This window comes from Magnetovibrio sp. PR-2, from assembly GCF_036689815.1.
Taxonomy (GTDB): Bacteria; Pseudomonadota; Alphaproteobacteria; order Rhodospirillales; family Magnetovibrionaceae; genus Magnetovibrio.
Window position 1 is genome coordinate 193,945 of the sequence record NZ_JBAHUR010000006.1, and the last position, 19,160, is coordinate 213,104.

16 protein-coding genes are annotated in these 19,160 nt (G+C 55.3%); 10 read left to right on the forward strand and 6 right to left on the reverse strand.

The features are described from left to right. The first annotated feature begins 67 nt into the window (after positions 1 to 67). Positions 68 to 2,527, forward strand: coding sequence for a TPR end-of-group domain-containing protein (locus V5T82_RS09325; RefSeq protein ID WP_332895354.1), 2,460 nt, complete (start codon positions 68 to 70; stop codon positions 2,525 to 2,527). Here V5T82_RS09325 and V5T82_RS09330 read toward each other — a convergent pair. Together V5T82_RS09330 and ruvX are read right to left on the reverse strand one after the other, a co-directional pair. Next, positions 2,511 to 3,431 (reverse strand): AEC family transporter, encoded by a 921-nt coding sequence (locus tag V5T82_RS09330; RefSeq protein WP_332895355.1) that lies wholly within the window; start codon positions 3,429 to 3,431, stop codon positions 2,511 to 2,513. The genes V5T82_RS09325 and V5T82_RS09330 overlap by 17 nt on opposite strands. A 3-nt stretch (positions 3,432 to 3,434) precedes the next feature. Next, entirely contained in the window at positions 3,435 to 3,920 is a 486-nt protein-coding gene (ruvX, locus tag V5T82_RS09335; protein WP_332895356.1) for a Holliday junction resolvase RuvX, read from the reverse strand. On the opposite strand from ruvX, the gene V5T82_RS09340 reads away from it, so the two are divergent. Both V5T82_RS09340 and V5T82_RS09345 read left to right on the forward strand, forming a co-directional pair. After that, the gene (locus V5T82_RS09340) at positions 3,919 to 4,476 is read left to right on the forward strand and encodes a GNAT family N-acetyltransferase (RefSeq protein ID WP_332895357.1); all 558 of its coding nucleotides are present in this window, start codon (positions 3,919 to 3,921) and stop codon (positions 4,474 to 4,476) included. The genes ruvX and V5T82_RS09340 overlap by 2 nt on opposite strands. Then, positions 4,473 to 5,384, forward strand: coding sequence for an SH3 domain-containing protein (locus V5T82_RS09345; RefSeq protein ID WP_332895358.1), 912 nt, complete (start codon positions 4,473 to 4,475; stop codon positions 5,382 to 5,384). Before V5T82_RS09340 ends, V5T82_RS09345 begins: the two co-directional genes overlap by 4 nt. Here the strand turns inward: V5T82_RS09345 and V5T82_RS09350 are convergent. Then, positions 5,372 to 6,151 (reverse strand): substrate-binding periplasmic protein, encoded by a 780-nt coding sequence (locus V5T82_RS09350; RefSeq protein WP_332895359.1) that lies wholly within the window; start codon positions 6,149 to 6,151, stop codon positions 5,372 to 5,374. The two genes, V5T82_RS09345 and V5T82_RS09350, sit on opposite strands and share 13 nt — an antisense overlap. 187 nt (positions 6,152 to 6,338) lie before the next feature. On the opposite strand from V5T82_RS09350, the gene gatC reads away from it, so the two are divergent. The 5 genes from gatC to V5T82_RS09375 all read left to right on the forward strand — a co-directional run bounded on the left by gatC (position 6,339) and on the right by V5T82_RS09375 (position 11,562). After that, positions 6,339 to 6,626 carry an Asp-tRNA(Asn)/Glu-tRNA(Gln) amidotransferase subunit GatC gene (gene gatC / locus V5T82_RS09355; RefSeq protein WP_332895360.1) on the forward strand — a complete coding sequence of 96 codons (288 nt, stop codon included), beginning with the start codon at positions 6,339 to 6,341 and terminating at the stop codon, positions 6,624 to 6,626. Between the two features lie 3 nt (positions 6,627 to 6,629). Beyond that, complete coding sequence (gatA, locus tag V5T82_RS09360) at positions 6,630 to 8,102, forward strand: Asp-tRNA(Asn)/Glu-tRNA(Gln) amidotransferase subunit GatA (RefSeq protein ID WP_332895361.1); 1,473 nt, start codon at positions 6,630 to 6,632, stop codon at positions 8,100 to 8,102. Between the two features lie 2 nt (positions 8,103 to 8,104). Beyond that, on the forward strand, positions 8,105 to 9,562 hold the full coding sequence (gene gatB / locus V5T82_RS09365) for an Asp-tRNA(Asn)/Glu-tRNA(Gln) amidotransferase subunit GatB (protein ID WP_332895362.1): 1,458 nt from the start codon (positions 8,105 to 8,107) through the stop codon (positions 9,560 to 9,562). Between the two features lie 291 nt (positions 9,563 to 9,853). After that, entirely contained in the window at positions 9,854 to 11,113 is a 1,260-nt protein-coding gene (locus V5T82_RS09370) for a Fic family protein (protein WP_332895363.1), read from the forward strand. Between the two features lie 68 nt (positions 11,114 to 11,181). After that, entirely contained in the window at positions 11,182 to 11,562 is a 381-nt protein-coding gene (locus V5T82_RS09375) for a hypothetical protein (protein WP_332895364.1), read from the forward strand. Between the two features lie 73 nt (positions 11,563 to 11,635). On the opposite strand, the gene V5T82_RS09380 is transcribed toward V5T82_RS09375, so the two are convergent. Both V5T82_RS09380 and V5T82_RS09385 read right to left on the reverse strand, forming a co-directional pair. Beyond that, positions 11,636 to 11,986, reverse strand: coding sequence for a hypothetical protein (locus tag V5T82_RS09380; RefSeq protein ID WP_332895365.1), 351 nt, complete (start codon positions 11,984 to 11,986; stop codon positions 11,636 to 11,638). A gap of 17 nt (positions 11,987 to 12,003) precedes the next feature. Then, positions 12,004 to 12,786, reverse strand: a complete 783-nt coding sequence (locus V5T82_RS09385) for a sensor histidine kinase (RefSeq protein WP_332895366.1) — start codon at positions 12,784 to 12,786, stop codon at positions 12,004 to 12,006. A gap of 233 nt (positions 12,787 to 13,019) precedes the next feature. Here V5T82_RS09385 and V5T82_RS09390 point away from each other — a divergent pair, with 233 nt between their 5' ends. Beyond that, the gene (locus V5T82_RS09390) at positions 13,020 to 15,335 is read left to right on the forward strand and encodes a response regulator (protein ID WP_332895367.1); all 2,316 of its coding nucleotides are present in this window, start codon (positions 13,020 to 13,022) and stop codon (positions 15,333 to 15,335) included. A gap of 60 nt (positions 15,336 to 15,395) precedes the next feature. On the opposite strand, the gene acnB is transcribed toward V5T82_RS09390, so the two are convergent. Next, on the reverse strand, positions 15,396 to 17,972 hold the full coding sequence (acnB, locus tag V5T82_RS09395; protein ID WP_332895368.1) for a bifunctional aconitate hydratase 2/2-methylisocitrate dehydratase: 2,577 nt from the start codon (positions 17,970 to 17,972) through the stop codon (positions 15,396 to 15,398). Between the two features lie 297 nt (positions 17,973 to 18,269). On the opposite strand from acnB, the gene V5T82_RS09400 reads away from it, so the two are divergent. Beyond that, the gene (locus V5T82_RS09400) at positions 18,270 to 19,028 is read left to right on the forward strand and encodes a FecR family protein (RefSeq protein ID WP_332895369.1); all 759 of its coding nucleotides are present in this window, start codon (positions 18,270 to 18,272) and stop codon (positions 19,026 to 19,028) included. The last annotated feature ends 132 nt before the right edge of the window (positions 19,029 to 19,160 follow it).

Genomic DNA, 19,160 nt, shown 5'->3' on the forward strand with positions numbered 1-19,160 from the left:
TGATAAATGTTGCCGTGCACGCTTTGGGGGTATTATGATCATCTCAATCAAAAATGAGGGGATGGGTATGGATCAGTGCACACTTGATCATCTGATCGAAGATTTGGCCGATAATCACAAGAATGAATACTCAACGGCTCTGCTGATTGGGGCAGGCTGTTCCAAAAGTGCTGGTATTCCTTTGGCCCAAGGGTTCATTGATGAAATCAAGGCCGATTATCGCAAGGACTATGACCGGGCTAAGGAAAAAACCTATGCCCACTGCATGGGGGCTCTATGCCCTGCAGATCGCCACGCTTTAATCTCCAAATATATTGATAACGCTGAAATCAATCCCGCTCATATCGCCATCGCGCAATTGATGAAGGAAGAATATGTAGACCGCGTCCTGACCACAAACTTCGACCCCCTCGTGATCCGGGCGTGTTCTTTGGCGCACTTCTTTCCGGCTGTGTATGACATGGCCGCTTCACCTAAGTTTTCGGGAAGTATGGTGCGAAACAAGGCTGTGTTTCATCTTCACGGTCAACGCAATGGGTTTGCTCATCTGCATAAAGATGACCAGTTTAAAGCCCTAGAACATTACTTAAAACCATTGTTTTCAGATACGAACACAAATCGAATGTGGATCGTCGTAGGCTATAGTGGCGGAAATGACCCCGTGTTCCGTCAGCTGGCGGAGCTTCATGATTTTGATCGCAAACTGTATTGGGTGGTGCGCGAAAAAGAGGGCCCGTCGAAGGAAGTTCGGGATGCATTAAGCAAAGATGGTAAGGCTGCTTATTGGGTGCATGCAGAAGATGCGGATGCCTTATTTATGAAAATTGCTGATGCGATGGGTTGTTGGCCTCCTGAATTTGCCCAAAAACCTTTTTCTCACCAAAAGGTTGTTTTGAGCACCGTCGCGCAGTTGTCCGTCCCGGGAATGGACAGCTCCCATCTGGACTGGCTTCACGATGCCAATGCAAAAATCGATCAGGCCATTGAAACTCTCGAAAATGATGCTGACGACAAGGGTAATGAACGCGCCTACACGGTGTCTCAAGCTCACCAAGATCTAGCCCTCGGCCAAACGGAGAGTGTCCTCCGTCAAGCCCCGCAAACCGAGGAATTCGCAGATGTGCTGGCCTGGGCATACGTCATTGACGGCGATGCTCTTTTGGGCCAAGCACGCTTGAAAACAGGCGCAGCGGCGGAAGACCGGTTTGTTCAAGCGGGTGAAAAGTACGCCGCAGCCCTGGCGATCAATCCCGACAAGCACGAGGCGCTGAACAACTGGGGCGTTGCTCTATCGGACCAAGCACAGTTGCAAACGGGCGCAGCGGCGGATGAGCTTTTTGTTCAAGCGGGTGTGAAGTTTGCCGCAGCCCTAGCGATTAAGCCCGACCTGCACGAGGCGCTACACAACTGGGGCGTTGCTCTATCGGACCAAGCGCGGTTGCAAACGGGCGCAGCGGCGGATGAGCTTTTTGTTCAAGCGGGTGTGAAGTTTGCCGCAGCCCTAGCGATTAAGCCCGACCTGCACGAGGCGCTACACAACTGGGGCACTGCCCTATCGGACCAAGCGAAGTTGCAAACGGGCGCAGCGGCGGATGAGCTTTTTGTTCAAGCGGGTGAGAAGTACGCCGCAGCCCTGGCGATCAAACCCGACAAACATGAGGCTCTTAGCAACTGGGGCAGTGCCCTAGCCGACCAAGCGAAGTTAAAAACGGGCGCAGCGGCGGATGCCCTCTTTGTTCAAGCGGGTGAGAAGTACGCCGCAGCCCTGGCGATCAAGCCCGACCTGCACGAGGCGCTGAACAACTGGGGTCTTGCCCTATCGGACCAAGCGCAGTTGCAAACGGGCGCAGCGGCGGATGCCCTCTTTGTTCAAGCGGGTGAGAAGTACGCCGCAGCCCTGGCGATCAAGCCCGACCTGCACGAGGCGCTTTACAACTGGGGCGCGGCCCTATCGGACCAAGCGCAGTTGAAAACGGGTGCAGCGGCGGATGAGCTTTTTGTTCAAGCGGGTGAGAAATACGCCGCAGCCCTGGCGATCAAGCCCGACAAGCACGAGGCGCTGAACAACTGGGGCAATGCCCTTACGAACCAAGCGAAGTTGCAAACGGGTGCAGCGGCGGATGAGCTTTTTGTTCAAGCGGGTGAGAAGTACGCCGCAGCCCTGGCGATCAAGCCCGACCTGCACGAGGCGCTTTACAACTGGGGCAATGCCCTTTCGGGCCAAGCGCGGTTGCAAACGGGCGCAGCGGCGGATGCCCTCTTTGTTCAAGCGGGTGAGAAATACGCCGCAGCCCTGGCGATCAATCCCGATAAGCACGAGACCGCATATAATGTGGCGTGTCTCAAAACGTTTATGGGGGACGTGGCGGGGTGTCGGGAGTGGTTGGAAAAGGCCTATGAGGTTGGTGGTGCGGTTGCCTTGGATGGGATGGAAGAGGACCCTGACTTTGCTTCAGTGCGTGATGAAGGGTGGTTCAAGGAACTTCTTGAGAAAGCGCAACAAAATAAACCTAACGCGCCAACGTAATCCACACCGGCATGGTCACCATCGCCGCCAGCGTACTCGCCGTGATAATCCCGGCCATCAGCGGGTTGTCTCCGCCGAGTTCTCTGGACAGCACGTAGGCCGAGGCTGAGACGGGCATGGTGGCGTAGAGGATCACCACTTGGAAGGCTTGGTCGGGTAGGGCGAATTGGGTGCCCAAGGTCCAGGCGATGGCGGGGAGGATGAGGATTTTGAGGCTCGACGACAGGCCCGCGATCTTGGCGTTGGTTTTTAAATGCGGGAAGTTCAGGCCGGCGCCGACGGCCATCAAGGCGATGGGCAGGGCGGCGCGGCCCAGGATGTCCAGCAAGGGTTCGATCACTGGGGGCAGGCTAAAGCCGCTCAAGTTGATGGCGAGGCCGGTGAGACACGCCAGGATCAGCGGGTTGCGGATCACCTCGTTGACGGCTTTGCCCAGGGTGCGTTGGCCTTCGTGGCCCTCTCCCCACACCACCAGCACCAAAACACTCAAGACATTGACCAGCGGCACCACGGCCAAAATGCCGATGGAGATCAGGCCCAAGCCTTCTTCGCCCCAAAACAAAAACGCGGCGACCACGCCGACGTAGGTGTTGGGGCGGATGGTGCCTTGGAAAAAGGAGGTGAACGATGCGGGTTCTAGCTTGAGCACGGGTTTTAAGACAAGCGCCACCGCCGCCGTGCCCAACGTCGCCAAAAACAACGCTAGCCCCATGTCCCACGCGGCCCCACCCGATAAATCCGCGCGCGCCCCGCTGGCGATCAGCAGCGCGGGGAAAAAGACACGATAGGTGATGCGTTCCGCCGGGGCCCAAAAGGCGTCCTCCACCCACTGGCCGCGCTTGAGCCCATAGCCGATCAAGATCAGCACAAACACCGGGGCCAGGGCATTGATCACGCCGAGCATCGTCTATGACCTGTTCTGAAACGCAATGGCGTCGAGCGCCCCTTGCAAGATGTAGGTGGCGGCGAGCTTGTCGATGACTTCACCGCGGCGTTTCCTCGTCATGTCTACATCGTCCACCAACATGCGCTCCACGGCGGATGTGGACAGGCGCTCATCCCAAAAGGTGATGGGCAGGTCCGCATTGGCGGGACGGTCCAACAGATTGCGCACAAAATCGCGGGTGGATTGGCAGCGCGCGCCCTCCGTCCCGTCCATTTCCAGAGGCAGGCCTAAGACCAATGCGCCGACTTCGTGTTCGCTGATCAGGTGTTCTAGGCGCTCTGCATCGGGCGTGAATTTTTTGCGTTTGATGGTTTCCAGGGGGCTCGCCACCGACAACAAGGTGTCGGACAGGGCCAAGCCGATGGTCTTGGAGCCCAAATCCAAGGCCATGAGTTTTTCGCCGCGTTTGAGGCTGGGGCTTAAGTCTTTGAGATCAATGATAGGCATGACCATTCATACCATGGACTTGTGGCTTGCTCCAACGTCTCAAACGCGCATAATCGCGGCCATGATTCACATCCGTGAAGCCACCGCCCAGGATTGGCCGGGCATTTGGGACATTTTCAGCGCCGTCGTGAAACGCGGCGACACCTATGCCTATGCCCCCGACACGTCCGAAGAAGACGCCAAACAGATTTGGATGGCAGCACCCAAAGCGACCTATGTGGCCGTGGACGGTGACGACGTGGTGGGCACGTACTACATCAAAACCAATCAAGTGGGCCAAGGCAGCCATGTGTGCAACGCAGGCTTCATGGTGCACGAAGACCAGCGGGGCCGAGGCTTGGGCCGGAGCTTGGGCGTGCATGCCTTGGACCAGGCGCGCGCGCTGGGCTACCGCGCCATGCAGTTCAATTTTGTGGTGGCGCGTAACACCAGCGCCATTAAACTGTGGGAAAGTTTAGGCTTTGAAACCATTGGCCGCTTGCCCCAGGCCTTCAAGGGCCGGGACGGGTTTCAAGACGTTTTGGTGATGTATCAAGTGTTGGGTGAGGCTTCGTGAACAAGTTCGTTTCCTCCATAGCTGTTGTTTTGCTGTTCAGTCCGTTGAGCGCTTGGGCGCAATTGGACATGACCCCGCGCACGGTCCATGAAGACGAGGCCGAAGTCGACGTGCCCGACCAAGGCCACGACGCTGTTGAAGTCATGGGCCATGAGCTCGAACCCTTAATCGGGGTTTTTGTGGCGACCGACGACGTCAATGTGCGGGGCGGACCGGGCACCAATTTCAAACGCATCGACGGGCTCAAAGGCGGCTTGCGCGTGCGTGCCATAGGCAACTCGAAAGATGGGAAATGGATTGCGGTCTCACAAGACGGAGAGACTTTGGGTTTTGTTTTTGCCAAAATCCTCAAGCCTGTGATCGACGGTACGCTGGGCGAGCAGTTTTTTGGTTCATACATGCACCAAACCAAGCAAGGCGGCATTGCGTGCGATTATCGTTTCCGCTTTGACGGCAAAGTGAAGGTCGAAGGCGACAGCTTTTCCACGTCGGACTACGAAGTCCGCTTTCGCTGCGCCAGCCAACAAGGGGCACGGATTTTTTATGCTCACATGTTTTTGACCGAAGCCCCGGTGAAATCAAGCTCGGGCCAACATCTGATTGGGCTGGACACGCGGTCCATCGGCGATGGCATGGATGAATATCTGTCCAGCCGCTTCCTCTACAATCCCAAAACCGGAAAAATGAAGTTCAACGGCCATTCTCTGCCGCGCTTTGCCACCCCACCCAAGCCGCAGGAATTCCAGACCAAAAACATCAAGGACGCGTTGGTGCAGGCCTTGGAATCGTGCATTGACAGTTGGACCAGCGACGCCTGGGAAGCCTTATTGCAAAGCGACGACAAAAGTGACGTCGCACCAGAGGGCGACGATGTCCAAGACGAGGCCCAGGGCGATCATTTGGGCTGAATTTTGAGGCTGTCCTCGCTCAGATACTTCGCATAGATGTCATGCAACGTGCCGTTTTGCTTCAGCTTGATCATGGTCCAGTTGAACGCATTGAGGTTGATGGATTTGCCGCTGGATTTGCTGAACGCCAGATAAGCCAGCAGTGTGTCGAAGATGGGGCCTGCACTTTTGATCTGGCTGTCCATCCCCAACTCCTTGGCGTTGAACATGGCGATGTCGGTGACGCTGGAAAACAAATCCACCCGTCCACGGGTCAACATTTTTAAGGCTGTCTGCGTGTTGTTGACTTCTGTGATGTTCTCTTCGAACCCTTTGGCAGCCGTAGCGAACTTTTCTCCCATGGATGCCCGACGCACTTTGACGATGGAGTAATCAAACGCGTCGTCCAGGGTGATGTCTTGCAATGATGAATTCTTTTGGGTGAAAAACGCTAACCCCATGCTGACCAACGGCTGGTCGGGGTAGGTGAGGAATTTTTCGCGTTCAGGCGTTTTAAACAGCGGAAATATTCCATCGTATTGGCCCGTTTGCACGTTTTTCAGCGCTCGCGGCCAAGGATAGACTTCGATTTCGACCGTATGGCCCATGTCTTGGAAGACGGCTTGGATGATGTCGATGGCGATGCCAGCATGCAAGGTGTCTTCTGAGCCAATGGCAAAGGGTGGAATTTGGCCGGAGACAAAGCGGAAGTGCTCTGCGCGGGAGGGGGATGCGTCAAAAAGAAGCAGGGCAAGGCCCAAAAGGGCGAGTGGCAATGGTTTTAACACGGTCTTCTAAATCCTGTAATCGACACCCCTGCCACGCACACAATACCACATAGTATTATGATTGGTAGGGCTTCTTGCGCCCCCTGAAAAACGTAAGGTTTCTGGGTTGCAGAGCGTCCCGCCGGGTGGTACTTTCCGCCCTTCATTTCGACGTAATTTTCACCCCGTTTTGTAAGGATGGCACTCCATGTCCCTCGATAAGGACACCGTCAAACAAATCGCTTATCTGGCCCGCATGCGCGTGGCTGATGAAAAGCTTGAGCCGCTGGCCGGCGAACTGTCTTCAATTTTGGATTGGATCGAACAGCTCCAGGAACTCGACACCGATGGCGTTGAGCCCATGGCGTCTGTTTCCGACGTGACTTTGCCCCAGCGCAAAGACGCTGTGACCGACGGCAATTGCCAGTCGGCTGTGCTGCAAAATGCGCCGGACCCCGAAGACGGGTTCTACACGGTTCCCAAGGTGGTGGAGTAAGTCATGACGAAACTGACCGATTTGAATATTGCCTCGGCGCGCGATGGCCTGAACGCGGGCGATTTTTCCGCAGCCGAGCTGGCTGAAGCCTACATCCAAGCTATGGAAGCGGGCCGCGATCTCAACGCTTACATCACCGAAAGCCCCGAAGTGGCTTTGGAACGCGCCCGCCAGTCCGACGACCGCCGTGCTAAGGGTGATAACTTGGGCGCGATGGAGGGTATCCCCATCGCCATGAAAGATCTGTTCTGCACCGAAGGCGTGTTGACCACCGCAGGCAGCCACATCCTGGACGGTTTTGTGCCGCCTTATGAATCCACCGTGTCGGCCAACCTGCGCAGCGCCGGTGCGGTGATGTTGGGCAAAGCCAACTTAGACGAGTTTGCCATGGGTTCGGCCAACATCACGTCGTATTACGGCAACGTCAAAAACCCGTGGAGCGTCAACGCAGGCAAAGATCTGGTTCCAGGTGGTAGCTCAGGCGGTTCGGCGGCTGCCGTTTCCGGTGGTTTGGCCATGGCGGCTACGGGCACGGATACGGGTGGTTCCATCCGCCAGCCCGCAAGCTTTTGCGGTATTGTGGGTCTGAAGCCCACCTATGGGCGTTGCTCGCGCTGGGGCGTGGTGGCGTTTGCCAGCTCGCTGGATCAAGCAGGTCCGATGACCCAAACGGTTCAAGACGCCGCCATCATGCTGGGTGCTATGGCCGGGCATGACCCCAAAGACAGCACGTCGGCTCCGATCGATTTGCCGGACTTTGAAGCTGCCATCACGGGTGATGTATCCGGTCTGACCATCGGTATTCCTAAAGAATACAAAATGGACGGCATGGATGCGGAAATCGTTGCGCTGTGGGACAAGGGTGTTGAGTGGCTGAAGTCCAAGGGCTGCACCATCAAAGACATCTCGCTGCCCCACACCAAGTATGCCTTGGCGACCTATTACATCGTCGCGCCTGCCGAAGCATCCGCCAACTTGGCGCGCTATGACGGTGTGCGTTACGGCCTGCGCGTTCCGGGTGAAAGCTTGGACGACATGTACATGAATACCCGTGGTGAAGGCTTCGGTGACGAGGTGCAACGCCGCATCTTGATCGGCACGTATGCGCTGAGCTCTGGTTACTACGATGCTTACTACATCAAGGCGCAAAAAGTCCGCACGCTCATCAGCAATGATTTCAAAGCCGCGTTCGCAGACGTGGACGCAATCCTCACCCCGACCGCGCCGTCGGCGGCATTTGGCATCGGCGAAAACCAAGACGATCCGGTGGCCATGTATTTGAACGACGTGTTCACGGTGCCGACGTCCTTGGCGGGCTTGCCCGGCATTTCAGTTCCGGCAGGGCTCAGCTCGGCAGGTTTGCCGCTGGGTTTGCAATTGATTGGCAAAGCGTTTGACGAAGGCACGCTGTTAAACGTGGCCTCCGCGCTTGAGGACGCTGCCGCCTTCAACTTCAAACCAGGGAAGGAGGGCTAATCATGGGATACGTTATCAAAGGCGAAACGTGTGACTGGGAAGTCGTCATCGGTTTGGAAGTCCACTGCCAAGTGATCTCAAACGCCAAGCTCTTTTCCGGTGCGGCCACCGACTTCGGTGCCGAAGCCAATACGCAAGTGTCCTTGGTGGACGCGGCCATGCCCGGCATGCTGCCTGTCATCAACGAAGAATGTGTGCGCCAAGCCATCAAAACGGGCTTGGGTCTGAAAGCACAGGTCAACACCAAGTCCGTGTTTGCACGCAAAAATTACTTCTACGCCGATTTACCCCAAGGCTATCAAATCTCGCAAGCGGACCAGCCGATCATCGGTGCGGGCACCATCATCTTGGATATGCCCGACGGCACGTCACGCTCGGTCGGGATTGAGCGGTTGCACTTGGAACAAGACGCGGGCAAATCTTTGCACGATCAAGACCCCAAGCGTTCGTTCATCGATTTGAACCGCACGGGCGTGGCCTTGATGGAAATCGTGTCCGACCCGGATATGCGCAGCCCCGAAGAGGTTGGTGCGTATCTGCGCAAAATGCGTTCCATCGTGCGGTATTTGGAAACGTGTGACGGCAACATGGACCAAGGCTCCATGCGCTGTGACGTGAACGTTTCGGTCCGCCCGGTGGGCTCGGACGAACTGCGCACCCGTGCGGAAACCAAAAACGTGAACTCGGTGCGCTTTGCCATGCAAGCCATCGAATATGAAGCCAAGCGCCAAGTCGAACTGTACGACAACGGCGAAGAGGTGGTGCAGGAAACCCGCTTGTTTGACGCCTCTACGGGCACGACGCGTTCCATGCGGTCCAAAGAACATGCGCACGATTATCGCTACTTCCCGGACCCGGACTTGCTGCCTTTGGTGTTTAGCGACGCCTTGGTGGAAGAAATCAGAGCCACGCTGCCGGAACTTCCGGATGAACGCAAAGACCGCTACATCAATGACTTCGGTCTGTCGCCCTATGATGCGGGTGTGTTGGTCGCGGAAAAAGACACGGCGGCGTATTTCGAAGCCGTGGCAGATGGCCGCGATCCGAAAACGGCGGCTAACTGGGTGATCAACAACATCTTTGCCGTGCTGTCGGACAAGGGTATCGGCATCACCGAATGCCCGGTGACGGCGGACAACCTCGGCAAGCTGTTGGGCTTGATGGCGGACGACACCATTTCGTCTAAGATCGCCAAAGAAGTGTTCGAGATCATGATCGAAACCGGAGATGATCCCGAAAAGATCGTCGAAGAAAAAGGTCTCAAGCAAATCACCGACACAGGTGCCATCGAAGCGGCGGTCGACGAAGCCATTGCCAACGGTGCTAAACAGGTTGAGCAATACAAAGGCGGCAACGAAAAAATCCTCGGCTGGTTCGTCGGCCAAGTGATGAAAGCCACCCAAGGCAAAGCCAACCCCGGCCAGGTGAACAAGTTGCTGAAGGAAAAGTTGGACGGCTAAGGCCTCCTCATCCTCAAAACAGATAAAGCCCGCTTCAGAAATGGAGCGGGCTTTTTGCTGCGCGGACTAGGTTGGTTTTCACAACTCCGTCACCCCGGACTTGATCCGGGGTCCATGGGCCTCAAGGCTCGGACCGCTCGCCCCTGGATTCCCGTTTTCGTGGGAACGACGGTTGGTTCTTGCCTCTTGCTGGGTTTGAGATGCAATGGGGCAGAAACATTAAACATGAGAATCCTTGATTATCTTTATTTTATAAAGTTAAATATAAGGCCTCATGTTTAAGGTTATCTCATGAAACGCACGGACCTCACAGCTGAACTGCGTGTGCCCTATACCCCCAAAAGGGGCTATGGGGTCATGCATGTTGAGGAGGCGGGCTATGAAAACATGTGGTTCGTGGTTCCCCCCGCACCGCCGAACGACATTCCGCCCAATATGCCGCGCGGCGTGATCGCCCGGGCGAACGACGTGATCAGTCGACGTCCCCATTGGAAAGACGCATCCCAGCGTGACCAATTGGCAGCGCTGTTGCTGGCGAAGCGCGAAGCGTTGTCGTCGTCTCGCATGGAAGGTACCTGGTCCACGATCGACCATGTCCTGACCCCGAGCGAAGCGTATGACGACGACGAAGGCCGGTCGGACAATCTGGCTGTTCGCGGATATGCGACGGCATTGTATCAAGCCTTGGGCATCGTTGAGGAGTACGGTGCAAAATCCGTGAATGTTGATTTGGTGTGCTTGATCCATGAAATGTTCATGTCCAAAGATCCCAGCTTTTTGCACCGCGCGGGCGAGCTGAGAGCGCCTGACCTAGCCGGGAGTGTGGTTCAAATTGGGGGAGGTGGGCGTAAAGAAGATGCGATCTACAACCCAGCCCCTCCCGAACATGTCCAACGTTGTATAAAAGACGTCATGGCGTGGATGCGTGATGATGTTATCTTGGAAATGGGTGATGCCGGAATGGGTATGGCGTTGCCCGTGCGTATGGCGGTCGGGCATGCACATTTTGAAGCCGTTCACCCTTTTCCCAATGGTAATGGACGTGTTGGGCGGATGTTATGGCCCTTGCAAATGATGCTCTATGGGCGGCTTCCGCTTTATCTTTCCGGCTATGTGGAGGCCCATCGGGAGGCCTACAATTCAGCTTTGCAAAGTGCTCAAAAACAGCTCGACTACCACGACATTGTGAAATTCGTCTGCGAAGCCATTTTGGGCTCGTATGACGAAGAAATGTGGACCAAACGCGCTATTGGCGTATTACCTGAACGGTGGCATGAAAGACGGAAGTTCCGTGAGGGCTCGGCGGCTGAGCGCGCCCTTGAGGTCTTAACGCACACGCCCATCATCACCATGACGGGGCTGCAACAGCAACTGAACGTCAGCGCACCTGCTGCGGCTAAAGCATTGAAACAGTTGGTCGAGGCCGAAATTATTCGAGAAAGAACAGGCTATAAGCGCAATAGAGTCTTTGCCGCTGAAGAGGTGATCCAAATTCTTGGCCGCCCGTTTGGCGAACGCCCTGAGCGATCTTTAGAGCAGATGAAAACATAGGCTTTCAATTATTTTAGATTATGCTAATATGCGCGCAACGACATATACAAGCAGTGGAGGAGTACACTATGTCCGTGATGACCAAGATTTTATCCGCAGGTGTTTTGGGCGTGGCTTTGATGGCTGCCCCTGTTTTGGTTTCCAGCCCCGTCCTCGCAGATGGACACGGCAAAAAAATGGAAGAAATGAAGGCCAAAAACGCTGAGCACAAAAAAATGGCTGAAGAGCGCCAAGCCAAAGCCAAAGCCATGAACGAAGACATGATGAAGCTCAACAAAGAGCACCAAGAAGCGGTGAAAGAGCTGAACGAAAAAATGCAAGACGCTATGAAATCCGCCAAAACGCCGGACGAGCGCAAAAAAGCTTCCATGGATCACAACGAAGCCATGAAAAAAATGCAAATGGAATTCCAAGAAAAGCGCAAAGCTTTGATGGACTCCATGAAGTAAGAGACTTCAACGCGACCAAAGAAAAACCCGCCTCAGACCGAGGCGGGTTTTTTGTTGTTTGGGCGCAGAAGGCTTACTTGCCGAACATGCCGCCAAGCGCGTTGACGGCGTTGCCTGTGCCGGACGACCCGCTGCTGGACGTGGCCGCACAGGTGGTGACGATTTGCACGGCGCTGACACCGACACTGGTAGACATGGCCGCTGTGCCTTCGCCTTCAGCCGCCGTCAAAAAGGACGTCATGGCCACAGCCGGGATTTGCACCATGGATTGGTCCAAGGCACAGCCACAGACTTTGGCGGTGTAGCCTTCGCCCGTGCACCAGCCAGTGAACAAGTTTTGCGTTTCAGTCGAATAGCCGTCCAGCGCCAACGCCGGGGTGGACAGGAGTACAGCCGTAGCTGCGCTGAGAATGATCTTTTTCATGAGAAACCTTTTCAAATTTATCTGCGAGAAAGTGTGTTGGGGAATTCCATTTTGATTTTGGTCCCCCGGTTTTCGGTGCTGATGATGTCAAGCTTACCACCTAAACTTTCCACCATGGAATTGACAATGCCAAGCCCCTGGCCCGTGCCGATATCGCCGTGGGGCGAAACGGTCGAGACGGTGCCGCTTTTGATCTTTTCGACTTGATCGCGGGTCATGCCGACCCCGGAATCGCGCACAACCATGACAAACGTGTTGTCCTTGGGGTCGACCTCGGTGTTGATGGCAACATTTCCGCCTTCGGGGGTGAACTTGATGGCATTGGATACCAAGTTCATCAGTGCGCGGTACATATCTTGCGGATCACCGACCAGGGTTGGGAAATCGTCGGCAACCTCAGACGACAAGCTGATTCCACGCTCTTTGGCTTTGGCAGCGAACATGTCATGGATTTCATCGACTAAGTCAGTGATTTGAACGGTTTTGGGGCGTTTGGCAGGGCCGCTAAACCCGGCGTGTTCGCCCAAAAGCGAATTGCACACGTCCAATAGCCTATGTGCGGAGCGGTCCAGCGTTTCGACAAACCCTTTGTACTGTGGCGGTTCGATTGGACCGCTGACTTCATTTTTCAGCATGGCCAAGTACCCCAGCATCGCTGTGAGGGGGTTTTTGAGATCGTGCACGATCTCTGCAATGCTTTGAGAATGCAGCATTTCCAGCTGTGCTTGACGCGCAATCGCCTCCTTAAGAGCCGTTTCCGCAGCTTTCAGAGCGTCCTTCGCATCGGTATGATCAGACATACAAAATACTCTTTAATCCGAGCCCCCACTTACATACCCCACGGCTATTTTTACTGATTCCAAAATCAGGGTCTAGGGGGCAAATGTAATTAAGTTATGAACAGAAAACTACGCGTTTGTGAGTATTGCCCTGAATGCGTACCTCAAGTTATATTATCATCTTATAAATAAGAAGTGGACGGGCATACTCACAAGCTGGCCTGACTGGGCTGGGCAGCAAATGGATATCGGACATGGGTACCGTGGATATCTCTCGCGTTTTATATATCGAAGATGAAACGCCACTGGGCGATCTGTTTAGAACCGTTATCACGGACGCGGGGTATCGCGTAGACGTGGCTGAAACCGGTCAAGACGGCCTGGACGCTTTCGAAGCGCACGCACACGACGTGGTCGCGATCGATTACGAGCTGCCCGACATGAAAGGGCTGGAGCTAGCACGCAAGCTGTTGGAGATGGATCCGGAGCTGCCCATCGTCTTTGTGACCGGATCCGGGAATGAGCAAGTGGCGGCCCACGCGATGGCGTTGGGGGTGATGCATTACGTCATTAAGGACAGCATGCGAACGTACCTGACGTTGCTGCCGGAAATTATTGAAAGCCTCGACCAACAGCGCAAACAAAAGGTCGCTTCGCAAAAGCTGTTTAAAGCGATTTTCGAAAATTCCACCGAAGGCATGGTCGTGATCAATGGAGACGGCCTCGTTCAGGTCTTCAATCCTGCCGCTGAAAATTTATTCGGCTATAAGAGTGATGAGGTCGTGGGCGAAAACGTCTCGATGCTGATGCCTCAAGGCGAGCGCCCGGAACATGAAGAACTGGTGCGCAAATCCGATTTGAAATTGCGCCGCCTCATCCATCAAGCGCGTGATCTAACGGCTCAACACAAAGACGGTTCAATCTTTCCCATCGAGTTGAACATTTCGCCCATGGTGGTCGATGGCCGCAAACGGGTTGTTGGGATATTCCGCGATATTACAGAGCGCAAAGCCATGGAAGCCAAACTGCTCATGAGCGAAGAGCGACTGTCCAGCAGCTTGCGCTTCGCCAACATCGGCAGTTGGGATTGGAACATTGAAACGGGTGAGCTGTATTGGACCGAAAGCATTGGCACGCTGTTTGGGTATGAACCGGGCGCGTTGGAAACCAGCTATGACAACTTCGTCGCAGCCATTCACCCAGACGACCGCGAAGCGGTGACATCCGCCGTTACGGCATGTGTGGAAAACGGGTCAGAGTACGACATTGATCACAGGGTCGTATGGCCCAACGGAGCTGTACGCTGGCTGCATGAGCGTGGGGATGTGTTGCGCGATGAAGATGGTAACCCCCTGCGTATGCTCGGGGTCGTAAGTGACATTACTGACAAAAGGGCAGCCCGGGAGGAGCTGGCTCAGGCCAAAGAAGACGCCGAAAATGCCAACATGGCAAAGTCGGAATTTCTGTCGTCCATGAGCCACGAGCTGCGCACACCCTTGAACGCCATTTTGGGGTTTGCCCAGTTGATGGAAATCGATCCGCGCGCACCGTTGAGCGATGAACAAAAAGATTACATGCAGCACGTGATCAAGGGTGGCAATCATCTGTTGGAACTGATCAACGAAGTCTTGGATTTGGCCAAGATTGAGGCGGGCAAGCTTGCTTTGTCGATGGAAAGCATCGATACGGGCCAGTTGATTGATGAGTGCTTGAACTTTGCCGCCACACTGGCGGACAAACGCGCCATCACCATCCACGATCAAGTGCAGCGCAATGTAGCCCATGTCTGGGCGGATCATCTGCGCACCAAACAGGCCTTACTCAACCTGTTGTCCAACGCCGTGAAATACAATCGCGAAGGCGGAGAAATCACGATTGCCACCAAGCTGGTCAACGGCTCGATGCTGCGCATTTCAGTTTCCGATACAGGGAACGGCATTGCCCAAAATCAAATGGAAGAGCTGTTCCAGCCCTTCAATCGATTGGGCGCCGACGCGAGCGAGGTCGAGGGGACAGGTATTGGTTTGACGCTGACGAAAAACCTCGTCGAAGAAATGAGCGGCGCCATCGGTGTCCAAAGTACGCCCGGCGAAGGAAGTACGTTTTGGATTGATTTGCCGGTGAGCGAGTTGGCAGTGGTCGAGAAAGTTCTGGAAGACCAAGGTGAAGTGTCTTTTGATCTGCATCTTCAAGATGGTGTGCGCAAGCTCTTGTATGTGGAGGACAATCCGGCCAACTTGGCGTTAATGGAAGGCATCATGGGCCGCATTGATCATCTGGATATGATATCGACCCACACGGCAGAACTGGGCTTGGCGATGGCGCAAGCAGAATCCCCTGACGTTATCGTATTGGATGTGAACTTACCCGGTATGAACGGCATTGAAGCGGTCAAGGCGTTGAAGACAAACGACGTGACCAAGTCGATCCCCGTTTTAGCGCTCAGTGCGAACGCCATGCCCAAAACCATCGAAAGCGGAAAACGTGCCGGCTTTGATGCGTATTTAACGAAGCCGGTTGTGCTCAAAGATTTGATGGCGGCGCTCGACCAAGCGCTACACCCGGCATAAAAAAAGCCCCACCGTTTGAGCGGGGCTTTTTTTGTAATTTTGTGTCGTCCTGAAATAGGTTTAGCCGTTGGCGACGTCCGCAAATGCAGGGATTTGGTCGAAGTTCATGTAGCGATACACATCGTCCGCTTTGTCTTTGAGGCTTGCGACTTTCTCCAGGTATTCGTCCTTCGTCGGGATTTTACCCAACAGGGCGCAAACCGAAGCCAGCTCGGCGCTGCCCAGATAGACATTGGTGTCGATGCCCAAACGGTTGGGGAAGTTGCGCGTGGACGTGGACATGGCGGTCGAGCCTTTGCGGATTTGTGCTTGGTTGCCCATACACAAAGAACAGCCCGGCGTTTCCATGCGCGCACCCGTTTTGCCGAGGATGGAGTAATAACCTTCTTCGGTGAGGATTTGCGCGTCCATCTTGGTGGGCGGCGCAATCCACAAACGCGTCGGCAGATCGGACAGACCGTCCAACACATTGGCGGCGGCGCGGAAGTGACCGATGTTGGTCATGCACGAACCGATGAAGACTTCATCGATGGTTTCGCCTTGAACGGCAGACAGCGTTTTTACGTCGTCCGGGTCGTTCGGGCAGGCGACCAAAGGCTCTTTGATGTCGCTCATGTTGATTTCGATAACGGCGGCGTATTCGGCGTCGTCGTCGCGTTTCATCAATTGCGGATCGGCGATGAATTTCTCCATGGCTTCGATGCGGCGCGTGAGCGTTCGTTCGTCATGGTAGCCTTCTTTGATCATCCACTTCATCAACACGATGTTGGAGCGCATGTATTCAATGATCGGCTCTTCGTTGAGGTGAACGGTACACGCAGCAGCGGAACGTTCAGCGGCAGAATCAGACAGTTCAAACGCTTGCTCGACCTTGAGATCGGGCAGGCCTTCGATTTCCACAATGCGGCCGGAGAAGATGTTCTTCTTGCCCGCCTTCTCAACCGTCAACAGACCGTCTTGGATGGCTTGATACGGAATGGCGTTGACCATGTCGCGCAGCGTCATGCCGTCTTGCAGTTCACCGGTGAACTTGACCAAAACCGATTCGGGCATATCCAACGGCATGACGCCCGTGGCTGCACCGAACGCAACAAGGCCGGAGCCCGCGGGGAACGAAATACCCAGCGGGAAGCGGGTGTGGCTGTCGCCGCCGGTGCCCACGGTGTCAGGCAACAGCAAGCGGTTGAGCCAGCTGTGGATCACGCCGTCTTGCGGACGCAACGCGACACCGCCACGGGTCTCAATAAAGTCCGGCAGGGTTTTGTGTGTGCTGACGTCAACCAGCTTCGGATACGCCGAGGTGTGGCAGAAGGACTGCATCACCAAGTCAGCAGAGAAGCCCAAGCAGGCCAAGTCTTTCAGCTCGTCCCGGGTCATGGGGCCGGTGGTGTCTTGGGACCCGACGGTGGTCATTTTCGGCTCGCAGTAGGTGCCGGGGCGGATGCCTTTGCCTTCGCCCAAGCCGCAAGCTTTACCGACCATTTTTTGCGCCAGCGTGTAGCCTTTGCCGGTGTCTTCCGGTTCCGCCGGAACGCGGAACAGATCAGAAGCAGGCAGGCCCAAAGCTTCGCGCGCGCGCGCCGTGAGACCGCGACCGATAATTAACGGGATACGACCGCCTGCGCGGACTTCGTCGAAGATGACTTCGGATTTGACGCTAAACTCGGCAATGACTTCGCCGTTCTTCAGGGCTTTGCCTTCAAGAGGGCGCAGTTCGATCTCGTCACCCATGTTCATTTGCGACACGTCCAGCTCGATGGGCAGTGCGCCTGCGTCTTCCATGGTGTTGTAGAAGATCGGTGCGATTTTGGAGCCCAAGCACACACCGCCGAAGCGTTTGTTGGGTACGAACGGAATGTCTTCGCCGGTCCACCACAAAACGGAGTTGGTTGCGGATTTGCGTGAAGACCCGGTGCCGACCACGTCGCCCACGTAAGCGACCAAGTTGCCTTTGGCTTTTAAGTCTTCGATGAATTGGATCGGGCCGCGCACGCCGGGGTCTTCCGGAGTGATGCCGTCGCGCGGGTTTTTCAACATCGCCAACGCGTGCATGGGAATGTCGGGGCGGGTGAACGCGTCGGGTGCCGGGGACAGATCGTCGGTGTTGGTTTCGCCGGTGACTTTAAACACGGTCAAGGTCAGGCTTTCCGCGACTTCGGGGCGGGATGTGAACCATTCACCATCGGCCCACGATTGCATCACGGCTTTGGCGTTTTCGGACCCTTTGTCGGCTTTTTCTTTCACGTCGAAGAAGTAGTCGAACACCAACAAAGTTTTCTTCAGGCCTTCGGCCGCAGCAGCGCCGCATTCGCCGTCGTCGATGAGCTCAATCATCGGCTCAATGTTAAAGCCACCCAGCATAGTGCCCAGCAGTTCGGTCGCGCGCACGTTGGAAATCAACGGGCACGCGGTGTTGCCTTTGGCGACGTCGGCCAAAAAACCGGCTTTGATGCGCGCGGCGTCATCGACGCCTGCCGGAACACGGTTGGTCAGTAAATCGACCAAAACCTCTTCTTCGCCTGCGGGCGGGTTTTGCAACAGCTCGACCAGCTCAGAAGTCTGTTCGACGGACAAGGGAAGGGGGGGAATGCCTAGAGCTTCGCGCTCGGCGACGTGTTCACGGTATTTAGCCAGCATGTTTTTTCTATCTCCAGTTCGCGCCTTTTTCGTCTCTTTTGCAAGGATCATATTGCGGCGCACAAAGCGGGGAATCAATTTCTGGCGCTTAGATACTGCAAAAAAGTCCGTTTGTATAGGTTTTCCACCCCAAAGGGTGGCTATTGCCACTGCAAACGGTGTGAATTGATCTATTTCACATATGGCTTATATAGTGCGGAAATCAAGGGGTCAGTAGGGGAATCCTACCCGTTACGAGGCAAATTTTTGTGAAGAGGATTTTTTTGCAAAGCGCACAGACGATGTGGAACACAACGTTTGTCTGATCGGGCGATTTCCGGCACACTTGGCGTCATGAATTTATCTCAGTTCCACCCCACGCGTCGAAAGCTGATCCGCACCTTGTTGATGGGGGCTTGTTTGTCGCCGGCTTTGATGGCGGTGCTGAAGGCAGGCTCGGCCGCTCAGCAAGAGCCCATCACCCAGGGCTTTCAAACGGTGGACGGTGATGTGCGGCTCAATGGCCGTCCCGCCCAGGTGGGCATGGTTGTTCGTCCCACAGATGTGTGCACCACGGGGGCTGACGGTTCGTGCGTGATTATCATCGGGGAGCACGTGTTTTTACTGCGTGAAAATGCTGAGGTTGAGTTTGAGGTGGAACACTTCGAAGAAGGCTTCGACACGTCCCGCACCGTCACCCAGCGCATTCGCGTGGCAGCGGGGGCTTTGTTGGGGGGCTTTGCCAATACGCAAGCCACCATTGACACGCCGCTGGCGACCATCGGCATTCGCGGCACCGGCCTGTATGTGGAGGCGCACGCGGACCGCGATTACGTGTGTTTGTGTTATGGCAAAGCAGAACTACACCCCAAACTGAAGCCTAGCTTGGTGCAACACTTAGATACGTTTCACCATGAAACCCCGCGCAACCTGTTCGCAGACCCCTTGGCCCATGGCGGGCGGGTCATTGCACCGGAAAAGATGATCAACCATCAAGACGAAGAATTGATCATGTTGGAAGCCCTGGTGGGCCGCATCCCCCTGTTTGGTCCTGAGCCCATCAAAATGCCGAGCTAGTCGTAACTGAACGGCAAAAGCGCTTGCCGTCGCCTGGCCCAAAAACCATTGAAAGCTTGACTTTTTGGCTGCTTGAGAGGCTTATGGCGCTTACGTATTACATATGTTTCGGCTTAACCTAGATAATCGGTG